We start from the raw sequence: 13,271 nt of genomic DNA on the forward strand, positions 1-13,271 counted from the left end.
CGGGGTAAGAAGAGAAGACGTTACGGAAAACTAACCTAAGATCGTAGCCAGGTGCTGCATGGCCAAAGGCGGGCTGGCCAGGATCGGCACCTTGCGCTCGCTTTCCGAGAGCGTGCCGACCACGCGGGCCATGGAAGCCTGTGCCAGCACGATCACGTCGACCTGCTCCATCAGCTCGCGCAGGGCGGCGGCCACCTTGGCGTCGTGCGTGGCAGAGTCGCCGCTCATCAAGGCCTCAAAGGCACCTTCGCACAGGCGGGCGGTCAGCTCGATCTGCTTGCCGGCGACGGCTGCGCGGCGCTCCACCAGGTCGGCCGTCGGGTCGAGTGTGGTGGGCAAGGTGGCGATCACGCCGATCTTCTTGCCGGTGCGCACCGCTTCGTCGGCCATCGGCTGGTCCACGCGCAAAACGGGCACCGAGGTCAGCGCGGCAGCCGCCTCGACGGCACGCCCGATGGACGAGCAGGTGACGAGGATCTGGTCCGCACCCGCATTGGCGGCGGAGGCCACATGGTCGACCACGCGGCGGGCCGTCTCGGGCGTCAGCTTGCCCTTGCGGATCACGTCCTTGATCAGGCTGTCGTCGGAAAGGTGAAACGTCTCGACGCCGGGGAGGTGCGTCTTGGCGAGGTCCTGGAAGATGGGGACCAAAGTGGCGGAGGTGTGGAGGAATCCGAGGGTCTTGGGCATGGTGAGAGGCTTTTTCGGTTCAGAGGTGACCACGTTGCGCGGCCAGGAAATAGTCGGGAGCGCCGACCTGGCCGCCTTTGAAATTCAGTTGCACGCCGTCGAGGGTGGAGCTGGGGGCGCGGGCGCGGCAGAGCGGAGCGCCGCTGGCAAAAGGCGCGTGCATCTCCACCGCCTGGATTCCCATCGCGCGGCCCGCATAGCTCGACGAGTCGCCGCCGGCAATGATCACGCGTTCGAGGTTGACGGCACCAGCCGACTGGCGGGCCACTTGCCCCAACGCGGTGCCCAGCACCTTGGCGGTATCGACGCCGGAGGGCACGCGCACCTTCAGCCGGGGGTCATCGGGGCCCGAGCAGGTGTGCACGACCACAGATTGGCCGGCGCGGAGGGCCTTGACGGTGCGCTCCAGCGGCTCGCCGAGGTGCGTCACTTGCCCGGCCAGCAGCGAGGCGGTATCGAGGGCCACTTCGGCAAACCCGGCCTCGCGGGCGGCGGCGATCTGCGCGGCTGTCACCGGCGATGCGCTGCCCGAGATCACCAGCAGGGGCTCGACCGCTTCGGCGGGCGTCCACGCGGCAGGGGGCGTCAATTCGCCGGTTGATTGCCAGTGCAAGCCCAGCGCGCGCCCGAGGCCCGACGAGCCGGCGCAAAACAGCGGCTGCTCGGGAGTGCCGTAGGGTGCGAGCAAGTGGCCGATCGTCTCCAGGTGGCGCTCTTCCAGCGCGTCGAAGAAAATGATGCGGTGGCCCGTCTTTACCAGCTCCGCGAGGGCCGCACGGGCCTCCTCCAGCGGGCGGCTGAGCTGCGTCACGTCGATCAGGCCGATCTTGAGGTCGGTCTGGCGGGCCAGGTGGCGGCGCAAGTCGCTCTCGTCGGCAGGCGTCACCGGGTGGCGACTCATCGACGGGTGGCGGTCGAGGCGGTGGACTTCGCCCGTCTTGCCCGTGCCCAGGCGCGCAAAGAGGTTGCCAAACGCGCAATAGCGGCCCAGCGCGGGCGCGCCCACCACGACCGGCACAAAGGGCGAGTCGAAGATCTCCAGCCCGATCCCGATCGCATGGCCGATGCTGCCCACCTTGGGCGACGAATCGAAGGTGGAGCAGACCTTGTAATGGACGAAGGGCGCGCGCAGGTTTTTCAGGCGCTTGAAGGCGGGCCGCAGCGTGTCTTCCATCGAGGAAGGCGTCATCGAGCGGCTATGCCCGGCGATGCCGACCGCCTGGGCCTGCGCATGGCGGGCCAGCGTGGCGGCGTCGGGCACGTCGAGCAGCAGGATGGTGTGCGCACCCGCCAGCGACAACGATTCGAGGGCATCGGTCGAGCCGGTGAAGTCGTCGCCGTAAAAAGCCAGTTTCAACTGCGTCGCGCGGTCGGGCATCAGAGAGGGCCGAATTTATCCCACGAGGGCTGCAAATCGGGATAGGTGGCGAGGGCCTGCTGGGCCGTGAGGCCTTCGACCGCCGCCTGCCACCAGCGTTGCAGCGAACGCACGCCAGCGGCGGGGCCATCCGGGTGGGCCATGATGCCACCCCCGGCCTGGTAGAGCAGGTCGGTCGTCTGTGTGCGGCGGTAGGTCTCGGGGGCTTGCGCGCCCCATTGGCCGGAGGAGACGACGGGCAGCGGGTTTTTGCCGCCGAGGAAGGGCGCGGCGCAAGCCTCCATCGAGGCCACCACCGAGTCGTCGTCTTCCCAGAACTTGTTCGCAATGCCGTTGACGTGTAGCTGGTCCACCCCGGCGAGGCGCCACAGCTTTACCATCGCGGTGTAGTCCATGCCGATCATCGGGTGACGGGTCATCATGCCCCAGCCATTGCGGTGGCCGTGGATGGCCAGCTCGCCCCGGTCGCAAATCTTCTTGCTGGCCACCATGCCTGCGCTCACGAGGCTGATCATCGCTGCGGTGCCGCCAGCCGCCACGATGGTATCGTAGTGGCGCTGCATCGCGTCCAGCTCGTCGGTGAGGTTGAAGGCATACATTACCTTCTTGCCCGTGCGGTCGGCGTGGCGGTTGATCACGTCCATCACCGCCTTCACGCGGGCGTCAAACGGCGAGTGCGGCGGGTTGGCCATCAGCTCGTCGTCCTTGATGAAGTCGATCCCCGCCTCCACCAGCACGCGTACAATCTCGGCCGTCTGCTCTGGCGAAAGGCCGACGCTGGGCTTGATGATCGTGCCGATCAGCGGACGGCCTTCGACCCCCGTCAGCTTGCGGCAGCCCTCGACCCCGAATTTGGGGCCGGAGAAGTGCTGGGCGAAGCTCGCGGGCAGCTCGATGTCTTGCAGGCGCAGGCCGGTAAACTGGCGGATCTCGTACAGGTTGCCCTGGATGGTCGAGATCAGCGTCGGCAGGTTGTAGCCCACATTTTCCAGCGCCCACGAGATGGTGACGCGGGCGCGGCGGTAGGCCCCGCTCTTCTTGCCGCCCGGCAGGCTGGGGGAGCCGCTCGCGCCGAGGTCTTCGATCGCCTCCACGCGGGCGGCAAAGCGTTCGCGCAGCTCATCGGTCTCGCCCGGGACGGCCACGAAGGTGCCGCACGATTGTTCGCCCGCGAGCACGGCGGCCGCGTCGGCGACCGCCACCGGGGTTTCGATCAGGTAAGTAGCGCGAATACGTTCCATGCTAGGCGCTGGGCAGGGTGGAGGTGATGCGGTAGGTGCCGGCGGGCAGGGTGGTGACAAAGCGACCGTCGGCGGCCAGGCCTTGCGCTTCCTGGCCGTCGATACGCGGCGTCACACCCTCTGCGGCGGGGATGGAGACCTCCGCCTCGGTGTTGGCCGGGATGGTGATTTCCCAGTTAAAGCTGGTGCCTTCCTGCTTCCACGAGCTGGCGACCTCGCCGTGCATCGTGCGGTAGCTGGCCTTGGCATAGTCGAGGCCCTTGCCGGGGAACGGGCGCAGGCGGAAGTGCTGGAAGCCCGGCTTTGTCGGGTCGACTTCGATGCCCGCCACGTAGCGGTAGAGCCACTCGCCGATGGAACCGAGCGAGTAGTGGTTGAACGAATTCATCAGCGGGTCGAAGAAGCCGCCTTCTTCCGTCCAGCCGTTCCAGCGCTCCCAGATCGTGGTGGCGCCGTGCTTCACCGGGTAGAGCCACGACGGGTAGGTGTCTTGCAGCAGCAGGCGGTAGGCGACGTCGTTGTGGCCCGTCTCGGAAAGGATCGGGTTGAGGAAGCGGATGCCGACAAAGCCCGTGCTGAGGTGCCAGTCGAGCTTACGGATGTTTTCCACGAGGTGGTCGGCGGCGGCCTTGCGCAGCTCCTGCGGGATCAGCTCGAAGTCGAGCGCGAGGAGGTAAGCCGTCTGGGTGTCGACCGTCAGGCTGCCGTCGGGGCGCAGGAATTCCTTTTGGAAGGCGGCGCGCACGCGCTCGTACATCTGCTGGAAGCGCTCGGCATCGTCCTGCTTGCCGAGGGCCTGCGCCATGTGCGCCATCTTCTTGGCGTCGTCGGCCCAGAAGGCCGTGGCGAGCAGGTTTTTCATCGGCGAGTGGGTGCGGAACTCGCGGTCCGACGGGATGCAGAGCCAGTCGCCGTAATTGTTGCGCAGCTCGTTGAGGCGCAGGTATTCCGGGTTGGTGCGCTCGAGGTAGGAAAGCCATGCGACCATCGCGCCCCACATGCGGTCGATCAGGCGGAAGTCGCCGTAGACCTGCCACATGGTGTAGGGGATGATGACGCCCGCGTCGGCCCAGGCGGCACCGCCCACGAGGTCGTCGAGGCCGATAAAGTTGTCGTCTTCACGCAGGCGCGGCGCGGTGTCGGGGAAGATGCCGTCCTCGGTCTGCGCGTCGGTCACGTCGGTCAGCCACTTTGTGAAGAAGGCGGCGACATCGGCGTTATAGGCGGCCGTGCGGCAGAAAATCTGGGCGTCGCCCATCCAGCCGAGGCGCTCGTCGCGCTGCGGGCAGTCGGTGGGCACGCTGAGGAAGTTGTCCTTTTGCGACCACACGCCGTTGAGCCACAGGCGGTTGACGTCGGGGTTCGAGCACTCGAAGTGCCCGGTGGCCGGGGTGGCGCTCTGGATCATGCGGCCGGTCGCGGCGCCCTCGGGCGGCGCTTCATCAAGCCCGCTGATCTCGAAATACTGGAAGCCGTGGAAAGTGAAGTGCGGGCGGAAGTCCACCTCGCCATTGGTGCCGACCACGATCTCGTCTTCGGAGGTGGCGCGGCGGAGGTTCTCGGTGTAGAGCTCGCCTGCGGGCGTGAGGCGCTCGGCGTGGCGGATCTTGATGCGCGTGCCGGGCTTGGCCTTGGTCTTGAGGTAGACCCAGCCGGCGATGTTTTGCCCGAGGTCGTAGATGTAGACGTTGGGGCGAATCTCGGTGCGGCTGATCGGCTGCAGGATCTGCGTCTCCTGCACCGGCTCGGCGCGCTGGGCCACGAGGGGCACGGTGGGCGCTTCGACCGGGAGGGAGGGCAGCCACTTGCTTTCGTCGAAGCCCGGGCCGTTCCAGTTCTTCTGCTTGCGCATGCCGTCGTAGATCTCGCCCAGCATGAAGTCGGATCGGCGGATCGCGCCGGTGTCGCAGCGCCAGTCGGGGCCGGTGCCGTAGACGACGGTTTCGCCGTTTTCCAGCTCCAGTTCCAGTTGCACCAGCAGGCTGTTGACGAGCGAGCCGTAGCGCGCACGCGTCTCCTGCCAGCCCACGTAGCCGCTCCACCAGCCGTCGCCCAGGATGATGCCGATGGCGTTGCCGCCGTCGCGCAGCATGTCCGTCACGTCAAAGGTGCGGTACTGGATGCGGTGGTCGTAGTCGGTCCACTCGGGCACGAGGTAATCGCGGCCGATGTTCTCGCCGTTGAGGAAGAGCTCGATCACGCCGCGTGCGGTCGCGTAGACGGTGGCCCGCTTGACGCGGGTGGTGACGTCGAAGCCCTTGCGGAAATAGGTAGGCGTACCCGGCTCCGTCAGCGTCGGCTCGACGGCTTCCGGGTCGCGCTTGAGGATCTCCGGGTCGTAGGAGATCCATTGGGCCGACCAGTCGCTGGGCTCAAGCAGGCCCATCGACCAGCGGCCGATTTCCGAACTGACGACCGCGCCCGCATCGTCCCACACCGTCACCTGCCAGCAGACTTCCTGACGCGAGGCGAGGGGCTGGCCGGCGTAGGCGACATGGGTGGTGCGGCGGCTCTCCACCCGCCCGCTGTCCCAGAGCAGCTCGCGGTCGCCCGCGAGGGCTTCGGGGGAGGTGGCTACCTGGATGCGGTAGGCCTGTTGACGCGCGCCGCGGCGGGTGGACTGAAGGGCCCAGCTGAGGCGGGGCGCCTTTTCGTCGATCCCCAGCGGGTTCGTCAGGTATTCGCAGCGGAGGTGGGTGACCGTCAGTTCGGGCATAAGAGGGGGCGATGGAAAAGGGCCGCGCTAGATGCGGCCGGTGGTTTCTTCGGGTTCTTTTTCTTCCAGGTCGGTCGGCTTCATCCAGAACGGCGCGGTGCCGAACCACAGCAGCATGCCGACGGCCATCAGCGTGTAATGGAAGTCGATGTCGATCACACCCATGAATACGAGCACCGGGGGGATGATCGAGAGGGCCAGGCCCACGTAGGAGATGTAGGGAAGGATCTGTTTCATGGGCTTAGGCCTGGGCGGTTTGGGTGAGGTGGGCGGGGGCGTTCTTCTGCTGGATCGTCGAGCAGACCACATACAGGATCATGGCGGCGATCCAGGCGGGCAGGGCAAGGAACATCAGCTCCACGTGCAAGTCGGCAATGAAGCCGGGCACGATGTCGTTGATCCACTTGAGGAAGGCCACGTTGTCCTTGGCCCAGAGCAGCCAGAGGGGCAGGAAGCTGCCGATCCAGGCGACAAAGGTGGGCCAGCTGAAGCCGATGTTGGCCAGCTCGGCGAAGTTGCGCTTCAGCCCGATCTTGGGCAGCACCCAGTAATCCATCAACACACAGGCGCCGAAGGGCAGGAAGAAGAGGCCGTAGGAGGCCACCACGAGGTCGAGGCTCTTGAGCAGGGCCGGGATACAGGCCAGCACGATCATCACGCCACCGGCGAGGAAGGTCACCTGCCAGCGTTGCCAGTTGGGCGTCGCCACCTGGATGGCCAGGCCGGCGCGGTAGAGCGTGGGGTTGGCGGTCGTCCAGCCGGCGATCACCACCAGGATGGCACCAGCGAGGCCCGCGCCGAGGAAGCCGATCTCACCAGGGGGGAAGCTCGTGGCACCTTCGTTGATCTTGACATAGGCCGCGCAGAGCAGGGCGGAGGAGATCCAGGCCATGAAGTGGCCGATATACATCCCGAAGGCGGAGGCGAAGCCACTCGTCCACTTCTTGGCGTAGCGGAAGATGGTGATATCGCTCATGCCCAAGTGTTGGGCGGCATTGCACAGCCAGGCAAAGCCCGCCACGTGCCAGAAGGTATACTTCGAGAAGCCCTCGAAGGGCACGCCCGTGAAGATCTTCTCGTCGAAGACCGTCCAGAGGTCGCCCAGGCCGGTTACGCCCAGCTGGGGCAGCACTGCGATGCCGCAAGCGGCGAAAACGAGCGCCATCCAGGGCGCGCAGATCTTGGAAAAGTGCGCCAGCTTCTCGAAGCCGAGCACCGCGAGCACTGCGATGACGGCCCCGACGAAGACGGCCAGGGTAATCCAGCTCGGGCTGGCCAGCCACGCGCTCGACTCCGGATTATGAATCGCGGGGAAGAGCAGGGAGACCGCCGAGGTCGATACCTGCACCATCGCTCCCGCCAACAAGCACAGCACCACCGCATACAGGGCGCTGTAGATCACCATGAGGTAGGGGCCTGCAATCTTCTTCAACTGCCAGTAGATCGTCAGGCGCGTCTTCACCGCAATGGGGGCGCAGATCAGCGCCCAGCTCAAGACGGCGAGCAGGTTGCCCACGATCAAACCAAGGAAGAAGTCCTTGGCCGTGACACCATGAGCCAGCATCAACGGCCCGAGGACCAGCTCGGTGCCGGCCACGTGCTCACCCGCGAACATCGCGATGAACGTCTTGTGGCCGTGCAGCTTGTTTTCCTTGATCGGCTCGCGATCATACTCATAGAGCGCGTCGAGGCGATCGACGAGCGAGGAGGATTCGGGTTGGCTCATATTGCAGGGTGACCTGTTGGTGGGAGTCGGGGGTAAGGGAGCCCAGGTCTAGCGGCGGGGGATCCAGACGGTCATCTCGGTGTCGCCGCGATTATCCCAGGCGTAGTAGGGAATCAGCGTGAGGTTGAACGTCTTGGGCTTCGCCGTCGAGACTGGACGATAGAGCGTTTGCAGATCCCATTCTTCGTCCGGCAGCTGCAGGGCGGGAATGGTGATGGTTTTGACCGTGGTGTTGACGATGTGCATCTCGCCAAACTTGGCCTTGGATGTCGCCTTCGGGTCGACCGCGATACGGTCGATGTCCACGCCCTCGGGCAAGTCGTTGGACTCCACGCAGTAGACGAGCGGGCCGTATTGCACGGCCACCTGGTTGCGGGAATCTTCGACGTGCGGGTGGGCTTCGTAGAGCGTCACTTCAAAACCGATGTCGAGCAGCACCTCGTCGCCGGCTTGGAACTCGCGCTCCAGATCGTAGTAGGTACCAGGCTCGAGGTCGGCCTTCACGGCCTTGCCGTTGACGAGCAGGCGGTTGGTCTTGGCCTTCGACCACTCGGGGATACGCAGCTTCAGCGTCGTTTCCTTGGCCGGGGCCTCTTCGATCACCAGCTTCACCGCGCCGGCCCACGGATAATCCGTTTCCTGGCGCAGCTTGATGCGGTCGCCGTTCTTCCACTCGGTATCGAGGGTGTTGGCGCCGTAGAGGTGGACCCACAGGGTGTCGTCGGAGAGGCCGTAGAAGTAGTTATGCGTCTCGGCGATGGTGCGCAACACGTTGGGCGGGCAGCAGAAGCTCGACTTGATGTTGGGCGTGCGTTCGCGCGACCAGCGCATGTCGACCGGGAAGTCCTGGCTCTTGCGCAGCGCGTTGACGTAGAAGAAATGGGTGCCTTCGAGGCTGATGCCCGGCATCACGCCATTGTAGAGCGTGCGCTCGTAGAGATCGGCGTAAGAGGCGTCGCCCGTAAGGGTGAGCATGCGCCAGTTCCACAGGTTGTAGCCGATGGTGGCGCAGGTCTCGTTGTAGGCGGTGGTGTTGGGCAGCTCGTAGTTCATGCCGTACGCCTGGTGGACGAGCTTGATCTGCGAGTGCTGGGAAGAGCCGTTGGGGGAGGCGCCGTCGTAGAGCGCACCCGTCATGCCGGTAATGTAGAGCTTCTGGTTGGCTACATTGTCGGCGATGAGGTCGAGCGGCTGCATCAGAGTGTCGTCGCCATTCTCGGCCACCACGTCGGCGACGCCCGCGTAGAGGTAGTTGGCGCGCACGGCGTGGCCCACGGCCTCCGTCTGCTCGCGGAAGGGCTGGGCATCCTGATTGTGATCGCTGCCCACGTCCTCGGGCACGAGGTTGCGGATGTCGATCATCTTCTCGCCCAGGCGCAGGTAGCGCTCCTCACCCGTCACGCGGTAGAGCTCCATCACGCCCATGTAGTGCGAGGGGCAGATGGCGTTGAGGGCCAGCTCTTCGGGCACGTTGTCGGCGAGGCCTTCGATGTAGTCGGCCGCCTTGATGCCCAGATCGAGCATCGTGCGCTTGCCGGTAGCGCGGTAGTGGATGATGCCCGCAGTGATCAAGTGACCCATGTTGTAGGTCTCGAAGTGCTCGCGGTCCTCGAATTCATGAGCTCCGGCGACGCCCTGGCGCTGCGGGATGATCACCTTCGTGTGCAGGTAGCCGTCTTCACGCTGGGCCTTGCCGACTACTTCGATGATCTCGTCCATCAGCTTGTCCAGCTCCGGGTCCTTCGTCACCGCGTAGACCTGAGCGACGGATTCGAACCACTTGAGGAAGTCGCCGTCGTTGAAGGGGGGGCCGTGGAAGTGGCCGTCGCGACCATTGCCGAGACCGGCGGCGAGGAGATAGTTGGACCAGGCGTGGCTTTCGTAGTCGTCCTGGAAGAGATCCCACATGTAGGGGATCATCGAATCTTGGAGCACTTCAAAGCGCTCCCCCCAGAAGCCTCCGTTCCAATGCACATCGTCGATGTCGACCATGTATTGGGTGGTGTGCGGGGAATTGGAGGTATCTACCAAAGGTCCGCCGGCGGCCGAAACGAGGCTGCCGACACTGCAAAGGGCTAAGAGGGAGAACGCTTTATACATGATTATTTAGGAGGAAGAAGGGGAGTTGAGAAGTTGCTGTACGGCGGCTTGCCAGCCGAGGTAGGCCTCGGAAGTGGCACTGCCATTGTTGACGGGTTCATAACGGATATCGTAGCGCGGGGAGGCGGCGATCGCGTCCAGGGAGTCGAATTCGCCTTGGCCCAGCATGCCGGCGAGCACGGCCCCGAGGGGCGAGCACTCCGACACGGTGTTGATGCTCAGTTCGACGCCGACGAGGTCGGCCACAAATTGCATGAGGAAGCGATTCGCAGTCGGGCCGCCATCCCCGTAGAGCTGGGCGACCTGGATGTCGTCGTTGCACATGGCATCGAGCGCATCCCGGATCTGGTAGGCAATGGATTCGAGGCCCGCCCGGGCCAGGTGGCGGCGGTCGCTCTGGCTGGTGAGGCCGACGATCGCTGCCTTGGCGGCGGGAGCCCAGTGCGGCAAACCGAGACCGGAGAACGCGGGGACCAGGTAAACCCCGCCATTGTCTTCCAGTTGCGTCGCCATTTCTTCGCACTCGGCGATATCGTGGATCAGCCCCAACTGGTCCTTCAGCCACACCAGCGTGGAAGCGGAGCTGATGATGATGCCTTCGAAGGCGTAGGTAGGCACGCCGTTGTGCACCCAGGCGAGCGTGGTGACGACGCCCTTGGGGGCCGGGACGATCTCGTGGCCGATGTTGAGCAGGATGGAAGAGCCCGTGCCGAAGGTGACCTTGGCACCGCCGGGCTCGTAGCAACGCTGAGCAAAAAGGGAGGCCTGCGAGTCGCCCATTACACCCACGATCGGGATCGGCTGCTCCAGCGCGCCGCCGAGGGTCGTTTCGCCAAAATGGGCCGTGCACTCGCGCACTTCCGGCAGCGACTGGCGGGGCACACCGAAGAGGCCGCACAGCTCGTCGTCCCACTGGCGGGTGGAGATGTCGAAAAGCAGGGTGCGGGAGGCGTTGGTGTGGTCGGTCGCGAAGACCTCGCCGCCCGTCAGGCGGTGGACGAGGTAGGCGTCGATCGTGCTGGCGCAGGCCTGACCCGATTCGAGCGCGGCGCCGATCTGCGGCTCGTTTTCGACCAGCCACTGCAGCTTGGAGGCCGAGAAGTAGGCGTCGACGAGCAGGCCCGTCTTGCGCTGGATGGTTTCCTCATGGCCTGCCGCGCGGTGTGCCTTGCAGATGTCGACGCTGCGGCGGCACTGCCACACGATGGCGCGGCGCAGAGGCTTGCCCGATGCCCGGTCGAACACGACCGTCGTCTCGCGCTGGTTGCAGATGCTGAGGCTGCGGATCTCCTTGCGGTGTTCGCGGTGGCGCTCCAGCAGCGTCTTGAGCACGATCAGCGTATTCTGCCAGATCTCCTCGGCATCGTGCTCCACCCAGCCGGGCCGGGGGAAGTGCTGCGTGTGCTCGCGCGAAACTTTATCTACGACGCGGCCCTCCCGGTCAAACAGGAGGGCTTTCGTCGCCGAGGTACTCTGATCGAGGGCGAGGAATAACATCGGGGCTTCAGAAAAAGGGGACGCTCCCTGCGGGGAACAGGGAGCGGTGGGGAAAATATAAACAAACCTAACCGAGGATTTCGCGGGCCACATCGCTGAGGCCCTCCATCGAAATCCCGTAATGGCGGAAGATGTCGGACTGGCTGCCCGTCACCGTATACTCGTCGGGGATGCCGACGATGCGGAACTTGCAGGGCAAGCCCGATTGCGCGATCACCGAGGCACAGGCTTCGCCCAGGCCGCCGTTGACCATGTGCTCTTCCACCGTCACCACGCGACCGCAGTCGCCGGCTGCTGCCAGCACGGCTTCCGTATCGAGCGGCTTGACCGAGGGGAGGCTGACGACGCGGCACTTGTAACCGCCGTTTTCCTCGAGGTAGGCGGCGGCGAGCAGCGCGTGGATCGTCGCTTCGCCGGTGGCGAGGAAGGCCAGGTCGCTGCCTTCGCGGAGCACGCGGGCTTCGCCGAGCTTGAAGGGCTTGTCCGTCGCGGGCAGGTCGTAAAGCGCGGCCTTGCCGAAGCGGAGGTAGACGGGCTTGTTGTGCGCGGCGGCGGCCTTGACGGCTTCGGCGGCCTCGTAGTTGTCGCCCGGGGCCACGATCGTGATGTTGTTGATCGCGCGCAGCACGGCAAAGTCGTGCAGCGAGTGGTGCGTGGTGCCGAGCGCGCCGTAGCTGACGCCGGCGCTGATGCCCACGACCGTCACCGGGTGGTCGGAGTAGCAGATGTCGTTCTTGATCTGCTCCAGCGAACGGGCGGTGAGGAAGCAGGCGGGGGACACGGCGAACACGTTCTTGTCACCCGAGGCGAGGCCGGCGGCGACGCCCACGAGGTTCTGCTCGGCGATGCCGATTTCGACGATCTGCTTGGGCAGGGCGTCGCCAAAGGGCTTCAGCTTGCCCGAGCCGCGCGAGTCGCTCGTCACCGCGATGATCGAGCGATCGGCCTTGCCCAGCTCGAGCATCACGTCGGCGAAAACTTCGAGGTTGGCGCGGCCCTTTTTCAGGCCCAGCTTTTCCGCGACGGCCTTGGCCGCCGGGCTGTACATGGAGGGGGCGGGGGCGCTCATGCGGAAACCACCTCCAGTTGGGCGAGGGCTGCGTCGATTTCGGCGTAGGCGCGGCTCAATTCGTCAGCGGTCGGCACCTTGTGGTGCCACTGTCCGGCGTTTTCCATAAAGCTGATACCCTTACCCTTGATGGTGTCGGCAATGATCATGTTGGGCTTGCCCGGTTCGAGCGGCCCCTTGAGGGCGTCGGTGAGGGCGGCGTAGTCGTGGCCGTCGATGCGGCGCACGGCCCAGCCGAAGGCTTCCCACTTGTCGACCAGCGGCTCGTTGTTCATCACGGCGCTGGTGGGGCCGGTGATCTGCAGGTGGTTGCAGTCGATGATGGCGGTGAGGTTGTCGAGGCCGTAGTGGGCACCCGCGAGGGCGGCTTCCCAGTTCGAGCCTTCGGCCAGCTCGCCGTCGCCCATCAGCGTAAAGACGCGGTAGGGCGCATCGTCGAGCTTGGCGGCGATGGCGTTGCCGACCGCGATCGGCAGGCCGTGGCCCAGGGCGCCCGTGTTTTGCTCCACGCCCGGGATCTTGCGGGTGGGGTGGCCGACGAAGTGCGAGTTGTAGCAGCAGAGCTGTTCGAGCTCCTCTGCCTTGTAGAAGCCCTTGTCCGCCAATACGACGAAGAGTGCCTCCACGGAGTGGCCCTTGCTCTGGATATAGCGGTCCCGCATCGGGTCCTTGAAGGTCTCGGGGGAGACGTTGAGGATCCGGTTGTAGAGGACGTTGAGGATATCCAGGCACGAGAGGCTGCCGCCGGTGTGGCCGGCGCCGGCATGCGAGATCCAACGCAGGACGTCGCGGCGATATTGCAGCGACTTCCGGGCGAGGTCTTGGTCAGTGAGCGCTTGGGTTGGCATGGTCTC

The 13,271-nt window shown here is 65.3% G+C and carries 10 protein-coding genes; all 10 read right to left on the reverse strand.

Annotated elements, in window-relative coordinates:
- Window positions 1-30 precede the first annotated feature (30 nt).
- The 10 genes from Q7P63_13665 to Q7P63_13710 all read right to left on the reverse strand — a co-directional run bounded on the left by Q7P63_13665 (window position 31) and on the right by Q7P63_13710 (window position 13,265).
- Window positions 31-690, reverse strand: a complete 660-nt coding sequence (locus Q7P63_13665; protein MDP0501136.1) for an aspartate/glutamate racemase family protein — start codon at window positions 688-690, stop codon at window positions 31-33.
- 19 nt (window positions 691-709) lie between these two features.
- Window positions 710-2,068 carry a four-carbon acid sugar kinase family protein gene (locus Q7P63_13670; GenBank protein ID MDP0501137.1) on the reverse strand — a complete coding sequence of 453 codons (1,359 nt, stop codon included), beginning with the start codon at window positions 2,066-2,068 and terminating at the stop codon, window positions 710-712.
- On the reverse strand, window positions 2,068-3,309 hold the full coding sequence (locus tag Q7P63_13675; GenBank protein ID MDP0501138.1) for a ribulose-bisphosphate carboxylase large subunit family protein: 1,242 nt from the start codon (window positions 3,307-3,309) through the stop codon (window positions 2,068-2,070). The genes Q7P63_13670 and Q7P63_13675 overlap by 1 nt, the downstream gene beginning before the upstream one ends.
- Before the next feature lies 1 nt (window position 3,310).
- Window positions 3,311-6,025, reverse strand: a complete 2,715-nt coding sequence (locus tag Q7P63_13680; GenBank protein MDP0501139.1) for a family 78 glycoside hydrolase catalytic domain — start codon at window positions 6,023-6,025, stop codon at window positions 3,311-3,313.
- A gap of 27 nt (window positions 6,026-6,052) precedes the next feature.
- Complete coding sequence (locus tag Q7P63_13685) at window positions 6,053-6,262, reverse strand: hypothetical protein (protein MDP0501140.1); 210 nt, start codon at window positions 6,260-6,262, stop codon at window positions 6,053-6,055.
- 4 nt (window positions 6,263-6,266) lie between these two features.
- Window positions 6,267-7,751, reverse strand: coding sequence for a hypothetical protein (locus Q7P63_13690; GenBank protein MDP0501141.1), 1,485 nt, complete (start codon window positions 7,749-7,751; stop codon window positions 6,267-6,269).
- Window positions 7,752-7,799: 48 nt separating this feature from the next.
- The gene (locus Q7P63_13695) at window positions 7,800-9,851 is read right to left on the reverse strand and encodes a glycoside hydrolase family 127 protein (GenBank protein MDP0501142.1); all 2,052 of its coding nucleotides are present in this window, start codon (window positions 9,849-9,851) and stop codon (window positions 7,800-7,802) included.
- A gap of 6 nt (window positions 9,852-9,857) precedes the next feature.
- Entirely contained in the window at window positions 9,858-11,348 is a 1,491-nt protein-coding gene (glpK, locus tag Q7P63_13700) for a glycerol kinase GlpK (GenBank protein MDP0501143.1), read from the reverse strand.
- 67 nt (window positions 11,349-11,415) lie between these two features.
- Complete coding sequence (locus tag Q7P63_13705) at window positions 11,416-12,396, reverse strand: transketolase C-terminal domain-containing protein (protein ID MDP0501144.1); 981 nt, start codon at window positions 12,394-12,396, stop codon at window positions 11,416-11,418.
- A 17-nt stretch (window positions 12,397-12,413) separates the two neighbouring features.
- A complete protein-coding gene (locus Q7P63_13710) occupies window positions 12,414-13,265 on the reverse strand; it encodes a transketolase (protein ID MDP0501145.1) in 852 nt (283 codons plus the stop codon).
- Window positions 13,266-13,271: the final 6 nt, after the last annotated feature.

This window comes from Verrucomicrobiota bacterium JB022, from assembly GCA_030673845.1.
Classification (GTDB): Bacteria; Verrucomicrobiota; Verrucomicrobiia; order Opitutales; family Oceanipulchritudinaceae; genus WOUP01.

Coding starts and splice junctions, on each gene's coding strand:
- Q7P63_13690 (MDP0501141.1), bottom strand. CDS start 7,751: ATGAGCCAACCCGAATCCTCCTCGCTCGTCGATCGCCTCGACGCGCTC.
- Q7P63_13665 (MDP0501136.1), bottom strand. CDS start 690: ATGCCCAAGACCCTCGGATTCCTCCACACCTCCGCCACTTTGGTCCCC.
- Q7P63_13695 (MDP0501142.1), bottom strand. CDS start 9,851: ATGTATAAAGCGTTCTCCCTCTTAGCCCTTTGCAGTGTCGGCAGCCTC.
- glpK (MDP0501143.1), bottom strand. CDS start 11,348: ATGTTATTCCTCGCCCTCGATCAGAGTACCTCGGCGACGAAAGCCCTC.
- Q7P63_13670 (MDP0501137.1), bottom strand. CDS start 2,068: ATGCCCGACCGCGCGACGCAGTTGAAACTGGCTTTTTACGGCGACGAC.
- Q7P63_13680 (MDP0501139.1), bottom strand. CDS start 6,025: ATGCCCGAACTGACGGTCACCCACCTCCGCTGCGAATACCTGACGAAC.
- Q7P63_13675 (MDP0501138.1), bottom strand. CDS start 3,309: ATGGAACGTATTCGCGCTACTTACCTGATCGAAACCCCGGTGGCGGTC.
- Q7P63_13685 (MDP0501140.1), bottom strand. CDS start 6,262: ATGAAACAGATCCTTCCCTACATCTCCTACGTGGGCCTGGCCCTCTCG.
- Q7P63_13705 (MDP0501144.1), bottom strand. CDS start 12,396: ATGTACAGCCCGGCGGCCAAGGCCGTCGCGGAAAAGCTGGGCCTGAAA.
- Q7P63_13710 (MDP0501145.1), bottom strand. CDS start 13,265: ATGCCAACCCAAGCGCTCACTGACCAAGACCTCGCCCGGAAGTCGCTG.